General features: G+C 48.1%; 11 protein-coding genes and 1 pseudogene. 1 reads left to right on the forward strand and 11 read right to left on the reverse strand.

Annotated elements, in window-relative coordinates:
- Positions 1-7: 7 nt before the first annotated feature.
- Positions 8-1,789, reverse strand: coding sequence for an RHS repeat domain-containing protein (locus tag OCU60_RS15085; RefSeq protein WP_074371424.1), 1,782 nt, complete (start codon positions 1,787-1,789; stop codon positions 8-10).
- Positions 1,790-2,057: 268 nt separating this feature from the next.
- On the opposite strand from OCU60_RS15085, the gene OCU60_RS15090 reads away from it, so the two are divergent.
- Complete coding sequence (locus OCU60_RS15090) at positions 2,058-2,939, forward strand: HEPN domain-containing protein (protein ID WP_074371425.1); 882 nt, start codon at positions 2,058-2,060, stop codon at positions 2,937-2,939.
- A gap of 88 nt (positions 2,940-3,027) precedes the next feature.
- Here the strand turns inward: OCU60_RS15090 and OCU60_RS15095 are convergent, their stop codons facing one another.
- The 10 genes and pseudogenes from OCU60_RS15095 to tssI form a co-directional block, all read right to left on the reverse strand.
- Positions 3,028-3,693 carry a hypothetical protein gene (locus OCU60_RS15095; RefSeq protein WP_074371426.1) on the reverse strand — a complete coding sequence of 222 codons (666 nt, stop codon included), beginning with the start codon at positions 3,691-3,693 and terminating at the stop codon, positions 3,028-3,030.
- Positions 3,690-8,462 carry an RHS repeat-associated core domain-containing protein gene (locus OCU60_RS15100; RefSeq protein ID WP_074371427.1) on the reverse strand — a complete coding sequence of 1,591 codons (4,773 nt, stop codon included), beginning with the start codon at positions 8,460-8,462 and terminating at the stop codon, positions 3,690-3,692. The genes OCU60_RS15095 and OCU60_RS15100 overlap by 4 nt, the downstream gene beginning before the upstream one ends.
- Positions 8,459-9,373 carry a DUF4123 domain-containing protein gene (locus OCU60_RS15105; protein WP_074371428.1) on the reverse strand — a complete coding sequence of 305 codons (915 nt, stop codon included), beginning with the start codon at positions 9,371-9,373 and terminating at the stop codon, positions 8,459-8,461. The genes OCU60_RS15100 and OCU60_RS15105 overlap by 4 nt, the downstream gene beginning before the upstream one ends.
- On the reverse strand, positions 9,370-10,374 hold the full coding sequence (locus OCU60_RS15110) for a DUF4123 domain-containing protein (RefSeq protein ID WP_083602564.1): 1,005 nt from the start codon (positions 10,372-10,374) through the stop codon (positions 9,370-9,372). Before OCU60_RS15110 ends, OCU60_RS15105 begins: the two co-directional genes overlap by 4 nt.
- 116 nt (positions 10,375-10,490) lie before the next feature.
- A complete protein-coding gene (locus OCU60_RS15115) occupies positions 10,491-10,784 on the reverse strand; it encodes a hypothetical protein (protein WP_074371430.1) in 294 nt (97 codons plus the stop codon).
- Positions 10,785-10,854: 70 nt separating this feature from the next.
- Complete coding sequence (locus OCU60_RS15120; protein WP_074371431.1) at positions 10,855-11,640, reverse strand: PAAR domain-containing protein; 786 nt, start codon at positions 11,638-11,640, stop codon at positions 10,855-10,857.
- A 332-nt stretch (positions 11,641-11,972) separates the two neighbouring features.
- Positions 11,973-12,404 (reverse strand): hypothetical protein, encoded by a 432-nt coding sequence (locus OCU60_RS15125; protein ID WP_074371432.1) that lies wholly within the window; start codon positions 12,402-12,404, stop codon positions 11,973-11,975.
- Entirely contained in the window at positions 12,401-13,039 is a 639-nt protein-coding gene (locus OCU60_RS22965) for a deaminase (protein ID WP_306345722.1), read from the reverse strand. Before OCU60_RS22965 ends, OCU60_RS15125 begins: the two co-directional genes overlap by 4 nt.
- A 15-nt stretch (positions 13,040-13,054) precedes the next feature.
- Positions 13,055-13,384, reverse strand: a pseudogene (locus OCU60_RS22970) (PAAR domain-containing protein); the annotation flags it as partial.
- A gap of 2 nt (positions 13,385-13,386) precedes the next feature.
- Entirely contained in the window at positions 13,387-15,450 is a 2,064-nt protein-coding gene (gene tssI / locus OCU60_RS15135; RefSeq protein ID WP_074371433.1) for a type VI secretion system tip protein TssI/VgrG, read from the reverse strand.
- Between the last annotated feature and the right edge of the window lie 376 nt (positions 15,451-15,826).

Here is a 15,826-nt window from a genome sequence, read left to right on the forward strand (position 1 = left end):
TCTCTACCTATTTACAGGCTTTAGATTTTGCTTTGATTTCTCTACTCCATTTAACCTTTACTTTTGGTTCATTAAGAGCGTTAACAGCGTTGAGGTCTTCAAGTTCCGCATATCTTGCTGAACCAATATTATCCAACTTTTCTACTCTATAAAAATTATCTGCAATTTCATCAGGAACATCTACTTGAACAACTCTGAATGTATCGCCTCCATGTCCCATTCTATGCCCCCACGCCACAGCATCATTATAAGATTCAGCAAACCATTTACCTTCCATTGAACCATTGCCATACGCCCAGGTTTGATTTTTTATTAAACTGTTGTACTCATCAATATTCATTCCTCTATACAGGAGCACTAAACCGTATGGATCACTATACATTACCGGATTATCCACATACCCCTGTGGCCTAATTCCCCCCGCCATCCCTATGGGGTCGGGGCTGAGGTATTGCCCGCTATCTGCATCGTAGTAACGATTGAGGTTGTAGTAAAGCCCGGATTCCCGATCTTCGATCTGCCCCTGATAACGCAGGTCGCAGCTCAGGGCTTCGTTGGCCGCATCTTCCAGATAACCCCGTTGAATTTTGAGATTGAACTGTTGCTGTTGGTATTTACCCCATAGTGCTTGTTCGCCACGCCATTCAATGTCGCCGATTTCGGTGACAAGCTCTTGCGGCGTCCCTGCATGATCGGTGACGATATAGTGCAGGTCTTGGCGGTTGCTGTTGTGACGGGTGGTCACCTGCGCCATCGGGCGGAAAGTCCCCGGCTCATACAGATATTCGGTGCTAGTCAGCGCCGTGCCGTCGGCGGTGATTTGGCTCTGCTGTACCAGCGTGCTGCCGTCCCACAGATAATGGGTCTGCTGCTGAGTTTGCAGGCACTCTTTGGCGATGCGTCGCCCGAACGGGTCATAGCGGTAACGGTAACGTCGCCCGTCCGGCAGCTCAATATGAGTCAGGCGGTCTTCGTCATTCCAGATCAATGTCGTGCTTTGCGGCCGGAAGCCGTCTTTCGATTCGCTTTTCTCTATTACCCGGCCGCATTCATCGTAACGATATTGAAAGCGGCCAACTTCAGTCACCCGACCTGCTTTATCATAGTCACGCTGCTGGCGCTTCATCCGTTCATCGGCCAGCGACACCACATTGCCACCGTATTCACTGCCGAAACCTTCTTCATTGAGATTCAGCTCGCTGTCATATCCGAACAGGTGGACGAACCCGGCTTTGGTCTCCCACGATTTACGCTGGCGTACTGCGGTAATCTGACTGTTGGGGTTGAGGGTGAATTCGGCACTGCCGCGATGACTATCCTCAATCCCCGTTAATCGATCTAAGGCATCATAGCGATACCGGCGCAGCGATTGATTGCCGAGTTGCTGCCCGAGCAATAATCCGGTCGCACTCCACTCATGTTGCAGATTAAATCCGGTATCCGTCTGGCGGGATTGCTCCTCGCCGCCCGGCAGATAAGCAAACTTCAGCGGATTGTGGTGACCGACTTGCAACTCAGATAATCGTTGCTGCTGCCATTGATAGCTGCGCTCAGTCTGTGTGCCGCTAAACTGGATGCGTCGCCCGGCTGCATCGTACTGGTGGGTCAGTTCAGTGCCGTTGATATTTTCATTCAATAATTGCCCTGCCGGGCTGTAGGTGAGTGCAATCCACGCATCACCGTTTTCTGCGTAGGTCAGCCGTGAAGCCGCATCATATTCATACCAGCTTTTCCCGGTCGCATTGTCCTGATTATCGAAGCTTTCACTCTGGAGCAGCCGGCCGCACACATCGTACTGATAGCGGAAAGTGTGACCGTCCGGTTTGCTGCGCTAGTTCGATATATTCATCACAAGCATTAGAAAAGTATGAGTTTTCCCGAATTGTGTCGCAAAGTGACCCTGTGTACCTCGCCACTACCAACAAAATCGCTCACGATACCAACATTGAATCACAGCAAGGTATCATTATGATAAAACTGACAATGTTCAGCAGAAACAACACCGCTCGACGCGAGAATGGTTTGTTTTGCCCACGGCTCATAGTAGGATAACTGCGATGAAAACAGCACTCGACCACCTCCCTGAGCGGAAGCAACAAGAACTTCACACCATCACCACTGTATTGCGCGATACGCTGGATGATTTTCTGCGCAACAAAAACGGCAGCAAAGCTGAATTTCGCATTCTTAAAATTATCTTGTTCGGCAGCCATGCCAAAGGGACTTGGGTTAGTGATCGGCCCAACGGTTATATCAGTGACTACGACATTCTGGTGATCGTCAACAGAGCGGCATTGGTCGAAGAGTATGCGGTGTGGCACAGTGCTGAAGAGCAGATCGCGCGTCGGGTCACCTCTGCCCCACTCGGCTTGATCGTCCACACACTTAATGAAGTCCATCAGCAGCTCCAGCAAGGTCACTACTTCTTTAAAGATATTCGAGAACAGGGCATTGAACTGTTCAGCGCCGATAAACGGGAACTGCCCACACCGGGGAATTTAAGTGAAGCCGAGCGAGTGACGATTGCAACCAAGCATTTTAATCATTGGTTTAGTAGCGCAGCACAATTTTATGAATCAGCATATAAACCAATGCTTGAAAATAAATACTTCAACTATGCTGCATTTCAACTACATCAGGTAACGGAGCGCCTGTTCGCCTGCACCCTGTTAGTGTGTACCAACTACCTGCCCAAAACCCACAACCTTGAAAGCCTGCGCTCAATGTGCGCCCAGCAAGATCCGGCCTTTGCCGAGCTATTTCCGATGGACAGCAAATTCCACCGTCGCAGCTTCCAGCGCCTCAAACGCGCCTACATCGATGCCCGCTACTCCGAGCATTATGAAATCAGCGCAGAAGAGTTGGTCTATTTGCAGAGTGAAGTGGAGAAATTACGGGAGATAACGGAACAGGTTTGTCGGGGGAGAGTTGAAGTTTAGCGATATGGAGCGGGTTGCTCCATATCGGGGTAAAAAGCAGGGATGGAGATCCCAGCTTGATAAGCTAACCAGCTCCTTTGCTGGAAGCTCACAAATTTAGTTCTAAATCTTTAACGTATAGTTCATATATTGAATCACCAAACTTATCTAAAACTACCAAAGAACCATTCCTTAAAGTTACATCTTTAAACATAGGGATATAAACAACTTCATCAGGAGCAGTTCTTAATATTTCCTTCTGCCAAATTATACTGTTTTCCTTTTCTATAACTAAATTCAAGTGAAAATCAGTTATTGTCAATCTACATTCAAGAGAGCATTTAATCCCTATTTCTTTAATCATCTTACTCTTATAACACCACTCATTTAAAAAGCCACCTTCTTTAAATTTCGCAAGGCTCTCCCTTAATTCATGGCTTGGTATACTATATTGTCTTTCACATTTCGTTATTCCAAGTTCAAGAAGCTCTCTAAAGAAGTCATTCAGTTCACTATTATCAAGTGATAAGTAGTTCTTCTCATCAAACTTAAATTCAACAATTAGTACTTTAGATGAGTTGATATAGCAATCTTTACTTGGTACAGATTTCCCAATAAAACATATCCTCTTAAAGCCATTAGCGTCAAACTTAACAAGCTTTAGTTCTCTTTCAAGGTAATTACAAATACTTCTAGATTGATCTCTGAATGGATGAACAATCTCATCAGAATATTCTACCAAATCAGGATATAAATATAGTTCTTTTAAAATCATGGTCTTGAATGCCTACTTGGATCTAATTCTTTTCTCAAACGCTTTGCATTGTCTCTTTCCCATTTCAGTATATTTTCTCTAGCGCCCGCTCCAGCTGGAACCTTTTTTACAACTCGAGCTTTATATCGCCCATTATTACCAGGTTCTTTATTCCATCGATTCACCTGAGAGTTAGCACGTCGAGAACTACCATCCTTATTAAGTTTCCCTCCACTCACACCTGTTTTCGCTACCTTTCCTGTCCGAGTATCGACAATTTCATACCCATGCTGAGCTTTTGAACTTGATTTAGAATTACCATTAACTTTCTTACAAACACTAGGAGCCAATCCCAACGGATCGACCCACTCAACCGGATTGTCCACATACCCCTGCGGCCTGAGTCCACCGGCAAATCCTATGGGGTCGGGGCTTAAATACTGACCACTGTCTGTATCGTAGTAGCGATTGAGGTTGTAGTAAAGCCCGGATTCCCGATCTTCGATCTGCCCCTGATAACGCAGGTCACAGGTCAGCGCTTCGTTGGCCGCGTCTTCAAGATAACCGCGTTGAATTTTGAGGTTAAACTGTTGCTGCTGGTATTTGCCCCACAGTGCCTGTTCACCGCGCCATTCGATTTCACCGTCTTCTCGGACTAACTCCTGTGGCGTCCCTGCGTGGTCGGTGACGATATAGTGCAGGTCTTGGCGGTTGCTGTTGTGACGGGTGGTCACCTGCGCCATCGGGCGGAAAGTCCCCGGCTCATACAGATATTCGGTGCTAGTCAGCGCCGTGCCGTCGGCGGTGATTTGGCTCTGCTGCACCAACGTGCTGCCGTCCCACAGATAATGGGTCTGCTGCTGAGTTTGCAGGCACTCTTTGGCGATGCGTCGCCCGAACGGGTCATAGCGGTAACGGTAACGTCGCCCGTCCGGTAGCTCAATATGAGTCAGACGGTCTTCATCATTCCAGATCAATGTTGTGCTCTGCGGGCGGAAGCCGCCTTTCGATTCGCTTTTCTCAATCACCCGGCCACATTCATCGTAACGATATTTGAAGCGGCCAACTTCGGTCACTCGCCCGGCTTTATCATAGTCACGTTTCTGGCGCTTTATCCGTTCATCGGCCAGTGATACGACATTGTCACCGTATTCGCTGCCGAAACCTTCTTCATTGAGATTCAGCTCGCTGTCATATCCGAACAGGTGGACGAACCCGGCTTTGGTCTCCCACGATTTACGCTGGCGTACTGCGGTAATCTGACTGTTGGGGTTGAGGGTGAATTCGGCACTGCCGCGATGACTATCCTCAATCCCCGTTAATCGATCTAAGGCATCATAGCGATACCGGCGCAGCGATTGATTGCCCAGTTGCTGCCCGAGCAATAATCCGGTCGCACTCCACTGATGTTGCAGATTAAATCCGGTATCCGTCTGGCGAGAATGCTCCTCACCGCCCGGCAGATAAGCAAACTTCAGCGGATTGTGGTGACCGACTTGCAACTCAGATAGTCGTTGCTGCTGCCATTGATAACTGCGCTCAGTCTGTGTGCCGCTAAACTGGATGCGCCGCCCGGCTGCATCGTACTGGTGGGTCAGTTCAGTACCGTTGATATTTTCATTCAACAATTGCCCTGCCGGGCTATAGGTGAGTGCAATCCACGCATCACCGTTTTCTGCATAGGTCAGCCGTGAAGCCGCATCATATTCATACCAACTTTTCCCGGTCGCATTGTCCTGATTATCGAAGCTTTCACTCTGGCGCAGGCGTCCGCACACATCGTACTGATAGCGGAAGGTGTGACCGTCCGGTTTGCTGCGCTGCACCAATCGCCCGGCCGGATCATAGGCGTAGGTTTCAGTGCGACCGTCGTAGTGACGCTCACTGGCAACCTGCCCCAGTTGGTCAAATCCGTACAACCACTGCTGGCCGTGACTGTTGGTCACACCGGCAAATTCGGCTTCGACATTGTAGTGATACTGCGTGGTTGCACCCAGCGGGTCGGTGACAGCTTTAAGCTTATCGAAGGCGCCATATTCAAAGCGCTGGGTTTGACCGAGTGCATCGGTAACCGAAATCAGATTACCTTCAATATCGTAGCTAAAATGCGCTTCTGTGCCGTCTTCGTAGATAACTTTATCGGGAAAAGAGTTTGATTCATGGTAATGCCACTGGCGGGTGAGATTACCCTGAGCATCACGTTTATCGCTGACCCGTTTCACCAGTCGGTCAAAGCGGTCATAATGGAAGGTCATACCATAGCCAGTTGCAGGCTCCAGCCTCATCAGCAGACCGCGTTCATTGTAGGTATAGCGGGTCACGCTGCCATCCGGCTCGGTCACGGAGTCACGCAAGCCGTGCTCGGTATAAGTCATTTGCCAGACCCGACCTTCCGGGTCAGCAATCTGAATCACATCGCCCTGCGGATTATGTTCATACAACCAACTGGCACCGAGTGGGTCAGTGTAACTTGTCAGCCATCCCTGCTCGTTGTAATCATAGCCGTGTACCGTTCCATCCGGCAAAGTAGCAGTGGTGAGATTTCCCCATTCATCATAGGAGTAGGCTGTCGTCTCACCCAAGATATTGGTTTCAGCCACCAGCAAATCATCCAGCCACTGCTGCTCAATCCGGTTACCTGCCGCATCCACGATGGCATAGGGGCGGTTGCGCTCATCCAGATGGTAGGCTTTGATCCCACCGAAACCACTTTTGTAGTAATGAATATGGTTGTCATCGTCATAGCGGATTTGGTCGGTCCATAACCCGTCAGCACAACGGCTGGCGATCGCCCGGCCCTGTTCATCATAATCGTGTTCAACCCAGGTATGTGCCAAATCCTGCCAGCGGGTCAGATAACCGGCTTTACTGTACTGATAATCGAAATTGCGGCCTGATTCTCCCCGTACTGAAAGCAGCCTGCCGGATTTGTCGTAATCATAGCGGGCCAACTCCTGCAATGGCGTTTGATCGGCTTCGCATAAGATCAACTGAGTAATTCGGTTACGCTCGGTTTTGACCTGAATCAGTCGCTCATCGCTGAGAATGACCCATTTGAGCGTGCGACGGTCGTAAAGGAACTGAATAGTATTTCCGTAAGCATCTGATATTTTGGACAAGCGCAATGTCGCACCAATCGCATGACCGAAATGATAGGTCAGACCATCTTTATGCCGAAGAGTTAATTCCGCCTGTTCGCCCCGGGTCAACCGCCACTGGGGTTTCAGTAAAGATGTACTTTCTTCTTCCGGATCAGGGAGTTCGAATATGCCCTGGGTATAGTCGGTATCGGTAAAGGTTGCCAGCATCCCTTCGATAGACAGCGAGATATCCCAGTTGCTGCGCCACAAGCATCCCATCAGGCCCGTTTCTCTCAAACCTGCTGAATGATAATAACGCTGATGCTCCAGAGGCAGTATTCCTGCCAACACAAAATCCTGCCGTTCTTCATACACCTTCCCTGTATACAGATCTATCGGTTCTCCTTCTTTACCACAACCGCCGTTTTTTTTCTTTTTCTCTTTTCTCTTACGGCGTTTCTTTATCTTATCTTTTTGAGCCTTACTCCTGCGACGAACCTTTTCTCTGCCAGCATTCAGGTTATTCGCATCCACGACGGTATTCTTCGAATGGGGCATGCCGTTTTTACGGGTCACAACCTTACCAATAAATTCATCGACCTTGGCACTGATTTTGCCGACCATCTCATCGATTTTGCCCTGTAGGCGCTCCATTGCCTTCACCAGTTTCTCAAAAGAGTCCCGGAGTAATCTCACCGCCCAGTTCTTACTGTTTTTTATTGCTTTGTTCAGCCCGTCAATGATTTTACTCAGTAATGCTTTGGCCTTCCCTGCATACTCACTCAGTTGTCCACTGAACTTTTTCAGGTACTTGACCAGATTGCCGTTTGACAAACTGCGCAGCATTTTCATCGCTTTTTTAATGGTGCGTGAGTCCGCATTTTCCAACGCATTGATAATGGTCTTGCCAGTTTTCTTGGTCGCATCACCCAACCCAGGAACAAAGCCAACCACTACCAGTACACCGGTCGCCCAATGCCAGAAGCCCAGTTCCTTTTTGGTACAGGTATCCCAGCCCCAGCACCCTAAGTCGTACAAATCCATCGCCTGCCCCACCACCGGCACAAAGCCGAGCGCAATCTCACAAAACAGCAGAATCGCCGTATTGTCATGTGCCATGCCGGCCATTTCTCCGGCCAGACTATGGTGAATTTTGTTGATCGCCTTTTTCAGAGCAGTAGAACCACGGTTGATCTCTTTTTCCAGTTCCCAAAAGCGACGATAAGCAGCCTTATACTCCTTATCGATCCAGGTAAATAATTTACGATCAATATCAACAAACTCGTCAGAACTACCATCCTCATCATAAGTCAGATAACCCTGACGGCTCAGTAAAGAATAAAGCGCAAAGTATTCACCGGCTTTGGCAGCATATTCGGGATTGGCCTGAATCACCGGGTTATTTTCTGCCGATTCTTTGGGGTTGAATTCATCGCTGCCTTCGCCGAGCAGAATCTCAAAGCCGCCGCAGCCCATGTTCTGGATTTTGCACATCCCCTGCTTATCCGTCTTGCCTGAAATCTCGGTCTTGTTGCTATCGGTGAGTACAAAGTCAGCTTCCGGTATGGGCTTATTATCATCATAGTGATAGCGGATAAACACTTCACAGCCACATTCAACGCAGCCGCCATCGAGGACATTGTCGGTGGAAAAGTTCTGGGTCGCCGCTTCAGCACTGGAGAGTAAATCGGCTTTCTTATTGTCGCTCATGACTGTTCTGACTCCTTATCCAATTCATCTAACCCACGTTCAAATAACCGATCCATCCGACTTTGCGTGCCCTGATAATCCGGTGATTTTAAAATCTGCTCGGCCCACGGCTGAGTGGTAAACTGCTCACCGAAAACGACCGTCAGGCTCAGATAGCGGACCACATCATTCGGTTGGGTAAATCCCAGTTGATTGGCCTGAGTGATATGCTGATAGAGATATTGATCGAACTGCGCCTGTTCCCAGCTTTGGGTTTCGCTGTGATGGGCTTGTAAATGATCCTGATACTGACGGTAGATCTGTTGGCTGGCCCAGATACTGAGTGCCTGATATTGTGCTTTGGTCAGCGGCGTCGGTAACGGGAGTGTGGTTTCTTCCAGAATCGGCGTCTGAAATCTGAGAACCTTCGCCTTCGGCTGCTCCGGTTCCCAGTAGGCTATCTGTCGTAACGGCCCCTGAATATGTTGCTGATAAACAGCATCGCTGGCCTGCCAGAGCACACCCAGCACATCCCAGTCCGAAAGACGCAGCAGAAACTGTTCCTGTGTCGGGGTTTCGACCAGTGTCCATGCCCGGAAATAACGCATGGCTAAATCGCTCTGGCGGCTAAGCGGCAGTGCATGAAAACGGGGATCCAGCTGAATCGCAATGCCCCAGTGTGGTTGTGTTGCCACCTGCTCTTCGAACCATGCCCACGATTGCAGTGGCATAATATAGGGAGAAATCGAGGCATGAATATCGCCCATATCGCCCCAGTACAGGCGTGTTTCAAACTCTGGCATCTGTTCTGCCAGATCGCGGATTTCCGGATGAATCGCAGCTTCAGCAACCACAAACCATCCCGGGTCTTCCAGCGTGGTTTGCCAGTTTTCCAGCGGGACATCTTCCCACCACTGTTCAGTGTCTGTCATTTCTTACTCTCCATAACCACGTTCTCTGGTTCCGGTGTTGCCAAAGCAGAGTTGTCCGCTGAATCAGGCTCTGCCAGCCATCCCGGTGAACGGTATGCGGCAAGTTCATCCTCACGCCCCAGATACTGATGGTGCAGTTCGCCAATCGCCTGACGGAGCGAATAGAAATGCAGCAAACGCTGGAATTCCGGATGTTCATCAAAGCGATCTCCCAGATAAAAGCGATACAAGGCGAAGGTTTCTTTATCCAGTTCGGATGCTCCGGCATATTTCTCCGTTGCCAGCGCCATGCCCTCATGAAAACGGTTTTCCACCAGTTCAAGAGACAAAGATTCACCATACTGCGGTAATAATTTCCGGTATAAGGTTTCAACCAGCGAATGAAGCTGTTCCGGATAGAAAAACCGGTCAAATTGCTCCTGGGTCAGTTGTAGTGGCAATTGGATCACACCCGAAGATTCCTCCGGGTCAGATGCTGACGACAGATCAAATGCACGCAGTTTAAGCTGCTGTTCATCCCGGACCGGCAGATAGAGCCCCTGATGTTTCCCCTGAAAGCACTGTTGCTGTGCCGGGGTTAAAATGCGCCACCACTGAGGTAATACTGCCGGATCATAAAAACGCAGCATCACTTGCGTAAGATCCGGATAGAGACAGGAAACCCACGGATGCCAGTGTGCCCGCAGAGCAGAAAAATCACCGTCAAACAAACCAACCAGCCCGAACTGCTCAGCCCGCGGTTCGTTTTCTGCCAGCCAGTAATAAAGTGTCTCTCCCGGATTACCATCGCGAATATCGATAAGTAATGGCGAAACATCGGTCAGGTACTGAAGCTCACTGCCACGCAGCAGTTCACACCATGTGACATCTTCGCGTCGCTTCATGGTGTTCCAGAATTCAGTCGCTTGCGGAAACTGAATGCGATCAAACAATAAGTAGCATGTTTTTCTTTCTGACGTATTTCCTTCTGACATGCTTAATATGTCGAATAAGGATTTCATTTTTTATTTTTCCTAGCCTGCGTCAATGTATGAAATATTTATATTTTATGAAAAAAAATTAATGATTTAAAAAACATAGGGACCACTGTAGTGAATCTGACCCAACCATATTATTGCTACGGAGTTGTCTCATTAGGAAAAACTCTACTCCATAAGTTCTCGATGACATACTCCTTTGCATCTTCCTCATCATCTGCCGGATAAACGACATATTCCTCATTTTCCAGTAGTTCAGACCAACAGATAGACTTATCTTTGAAAAGCTGTTTCAACTCACTCTCAATTTCTGCTTTCTGAATCGGATCACTAAGCACCCGTTCTAAAGCAGCAATTTCATCACTTTCTTCTAACCCTACATCTACTGAAAAAATGGATATCAGTAAGTTTCTTAAAGAAGGATAATCGTTCATTTAATTACCTCGATGGAAATATAGTTATCGTTTCCCAGACCTGTTTTACTTGGTTAAATTCATACGTTGCCTAGACACTTCTCAGGTTTTCTACCATATTCGTTGCTCCCTGTAATTCCGGATTGAATTTACTTCCAGCAATCCTCTCGAAACCTCTTCCCAAATCAACACCAAGATCGCCGACATCTTTAGGCGTAAGTGTGAGAATAGATTTATTGGGATTTTGCGCAATGATCGCCTGTAGTGCACCATTATTTCGTACAGCCTGATCGGCACGAACCAATAACTCATCGGAATGGAACGCAGAAGACATCGGGGGAAATATTGTTTTTCCTTTAACGACTTTTACATGACCGTCTGGCGCAACTCCCGTTAGAGCTCTATGCATCAGTTGTTCATCTGTGACACTCCCCCCATGACGCGCAATTGAATGAGCATTTGGATGGCGAGTTACAAGCTCTAGGTGCTGTGAATTGATCTTACCTGAAACGTCGCTATTCTTCTCCTCAACAACTTTCTGCTTATTTTTTGCCGAACGCTCATAAACCTCTTCCACAAACGGCAGACTGGCCCAGTCAAAAGGTGGGGCTTCGGCAAGTGGCTGGATACGCAGGAAAGGCGACTGCTCCATTGCGGCTCCTTCGCCACACTTATGAGTCGGCGACTTATATGGCGTATCACCAATCAATACATTGCCGGAACCCGCGGCGACCGAGCCGCCGCAGTCAATCGCATCGCCGACCCGGGCTGCCGGTTTGCCGTTGATCGAGACATCACCGCTCCCGGCCATAATCGGCGTCGCCGGGAAACAGCCATGGCCTGAGCCATTATCGCCGAGTCGTGCTGCTGCTGGCATGGTTATCCATTTCCTTTCCTAATAAATTGACCAAAAATTAACCAAAAATAACTACCATGACACAAAATATTTCCCCTAGAATCATCTAAACTAATCATCTTCAGGCTCAATGAGAGACAGAAACTCGATCTTTCCTTCTTCAATCTCCTGAAGACGTTTCAATACATCTTTTCATGTTGGTTGTTGAATATAGCTCTTTCCTGAATCCCCCACGCGTATTGCATCAATTTGGCTATTTCAAACCTCCTTGCTTACCTGATTTAAAATCGTTCGGTCTATTAAATACCACAGTGTTTGATCTCCTAAACATATTCACATCTCAGCTATGATCTTTAAAATCCATGTTCGAAATCTAGATCATAAAGCTCAACCCATTGAAATTTTTCTGTTTTCATTCCTGACACAATAAAATTTTGAATAATAGTCCAAGCATCAGCTTTCGGGAACAGACAACAGTCCGGGAAACGGAATTCATTACCACCAATATGATGTACCAATGTTTCCTGCACTTTATTATTTGTTGATGAAACTACAGGAACTTCATAATCAGGTGACAACATAATGAAGACACCACGGTCTTGGTAATTAAAAAATATCAATTGTTCATTAACCCCCTGAATTTCAATACCAGATTCACCACTTCCTTGTTTCCAGTAACCCTCATTCTCATACAAAACAATATTTCTGATTAACTCAACATCAGGGTTTTCAATATCATCACCATCAGGGGGACAATAGGTAACATTTCCAAATTTGTTACTCATAACTTAATAGACTCCAAAACGATAGGTTTAGTACTACCACCACTGTATATATTCAATTTATCTACCCCCAAGCGTTTAAGCAACGCGGGCATTTCACCTCGGCACATATTGCAGGTTTTTCGATCCACATACATACTAAGTTCTTTGGGTAATTGATTCCCAAGACGCTCATATGCTCTAATCAGTGAGTGAGATTCTCCATGCGTTAGCGACTGAACCTGCCCAAGGTGTTTCGGTTTATTCTTCTTCGGAGGAACCCACTCAACTTCCTTCATCCATTTTTCTCTTAGTGCTTTTTGTGACACTTGTGACGTCTTCGTTATCTGCGAGTTAACACCAAAAAACTTCTTACCATTGATTTCAATAAACGCCACTGTATCCCCTGAGGTAGAGCTATATGGCTGAAGCCCAGCTTTTTTCCTGAAAGATGATATAACGTTATATCCATCACTAGGCGACTGAATCTTATGATTGTAATTTGTTCCCTTTCTAATTTTTTTAGACTTCTTCTCAACAACTTTCTGCTTATCTTTTGCCGAACGCTCATAAACCTCTTCCACAAACGGCAGACTGGCCCAGTCAAAAGGCGGGGCTTCGGCAAGTGGCTGGATACGCAGGAAAGGCGACTGCTCCATTGCGGCTCCTTCGCCACACTTATGAGTCGGCGACTTATATGGCGTATCACCAATCAATACATTGCCGGAACCCGCGGCGACCGAGCCGCCGCAGTCAATCGCATCGCCGACCCGGGCGGCTGGTTTGCCGTTGATGGAAACATTGGACGACCCGGCGGAAATACTGCGCCCATGCATTCCGTGAGGAAATTGCGGGCACGGGCAGGCATGGAGCAATACCGTGTCGCCTTTGCGGGCTGCGGGTTTACCGTTGATCGAGACATCACCGCTCCCGGCCATAATCGGCGTCGCCGGGAAACAGCCGTGACCTGCACAGTTGTCTCCGAGTCTTGCTGCGGCTGGCATGATTATCCCCTCCGATCCGGCGCTTCCGGCTCTTGTGGTTTATCGGTATCATCCGGTTTAACCATCGTCGGTGCAGTGCCTTTATCCGGTGAACCACCTTCATTGATTTTGACCTTGCTGCCGGAGATGGTGACACCGCCACTGTCTATTTTGACAAAACCGCCCGGTCCGTGGATGGTCAGTGAATCGCCGGCATCCAGAATAATCTGTTTGGCTTTCAGGTAACTTTCGTTACTGACCGCAACCCGCTGATTCGCACCAATTTCTTTCTCTTCAGAGGCACTCATCTGCGTCACCAGACCACCGTCGATTTTCTGAATAATGCCTCCGGAAATAAACTGGCTGAGTTTCCCGACGATCCGCTGCACGACATTCCGGCCGACTTTGACATGATGATCCTGCCCGAACTCTTCGGTGACATTCTTACCGACCAGACGATGGACATTCTCGGTAATCATCTGGTAGAAATGCCGTCCGACACGCCGGTGACTGTCCAGTCCAACCGATTCGCGGTGAATATTGTTGGTCACAATATCCTGATCTTTCTGGGCATGGATATAGATCTGCTCAACACCGGACTGATCTTCAAAACGCACTTCGTTAGAACCTTCGCCCTGATGGGTCTGCGTTTTCAGCACGGTGCGGGTTTTATGATTGGGCAGAATATAAGGAGGAACATTGGTTGCGTGGTAAGTCCGGCCGGTAATGATCGGTTGATCCGGATCGCCGTTGAGAAACGAGACGATCACTTCGTGACCAATCCGGGGAATCGCCATAAATCCGTACTGAGCACCAGCCCAGCCCTGCGCAACCCGAACCCAGCAAGAACTCTGTTCATCGGATTGATCATAGCGATCCCATGGGAAATGCAGTTTGACCCGACCATGCTCATCACAGTAAATTTCTTCGCCTTTGGGGCCGACCACCGTCGCAATACAAGGGCCGTCGACTTGCGGTTTCGGCTGTGGTGTTGCTCGCCAGAGGCTCTCTTTCGGAATCACGGTAAATTGGTTGGCGTAGGTCGTCGCGCCATGACCACCGGCTTCTTCTAATGCTTGTGGCTGAGTCCCTTGATGACTGACGGAGACCGCGAGCCACTCGCGATTCATCGCTGCATCGATATGTTCTTCTAGCTCAAAACGCACCCCACCTTGCACGCGGGCATCATTACTTTTACCGCTGGCGGTATGTGTAGTGCGCCGTAGGTATTCCAGTCGAATCTGGCTGAAGGCTTTACCATTGGCGTCGTCTTTGAAGCGCCCCGGATGGTCAAAGTATTCATAATCGGATAGCTGATAGCTGAGATCCGTCCCGTCCATTGACTGGGCGAAGTTATAGTCCGGTTTTTTAAAGCTGTAATCTTGCATCAACACCGAGCTGACTTCTGACTGATAATGCTCTGTCATAGTCGAAACATAGGGGGTCGTCATATGCCCGCCGGAAAGCGCGTTGTAAGGAACCGGAGAGCCTAATGGCGCAAATCCTTCACTGTTGTCGGTCACAACCAGTGTATGTTTGCCTTCTTCATGCGTGAAGGTATACATCAGGCCTTCTTCCGCCGCTAAACGATGGAAAAAGTCGAGATCCGATTCCCGGTACTGGACACAAAACTCGCGCAGGGCACATTCACGTTTGACCGAAAAGACATAATCGGTAATGTTCATCTCCTGAAATAGGATCTTAAAAATATCGAGAATGTTTTTTTCTTGAAAAATCCGACTATTGCGGCGCAACGAGAGACGTTCCAATGCCGGAACCAAGGTGACGGAATAAAAAGTGTGAGAGTGTCCGGTATCCCCTTTACTGAAATGGCGCACAATGCCATGAACGCACTGGGTCACTTCCCCATTTTGAATCACTTCCAGCAATGCAGTTTTATCGACAATTTGCTTGGCGGCGAGATCTGCATTGCGACTGGCCAGTTCGATTTGATAGCGAAAGCCGTAGACCCGTTCTCTCGGTCCGCTGAACGAGTCTGATACCGACTCTTCTCCTTGGTATTCACGAACCACCAGCGTCTCATCATGCACACCATCAATCGTGAAGCGAAAACCTAACGTTGTCATTTGAATTGCCTTTTGTCTTATTGAGAATAATCCCACCAAAAATAAGAAAGTGAATGCTTATTTTTTAGTTTGATTTTCAACTTGTTGATCTCTGTTCCAAATCGGATCAACCTTTTTATTCAATAAGATAAACGCAGCAACAGTTGTGCCAATCACACCTCTATAACGAAATCAATTTATTATATTATGTGATCAGTTATTACAGGCAATTTGTTGCCTAGAGGCGAGCAAGAAGTTGCCCGACGAGCAAAAAGTTGCCTGAAGAAAATGGGGGGCATGTCACAAGCTCAAGGCTCTGATATCCGTGCTCTGATGCGTACTTTGATCAAACGAGTTCAGCCGCTGCTTTGCGACGACAATGCCGCCCTTTTGACAC

Origin of the sequence: Vibrio spartinae, assembly GCF_024347135.1 — a bacterium.
Lineage (GTDB): Bacteria > Pseudomonadota > Gammaproteobacteria > Enterobacterales > Vibrionaceae > Vibrio > Vibrio spartinae.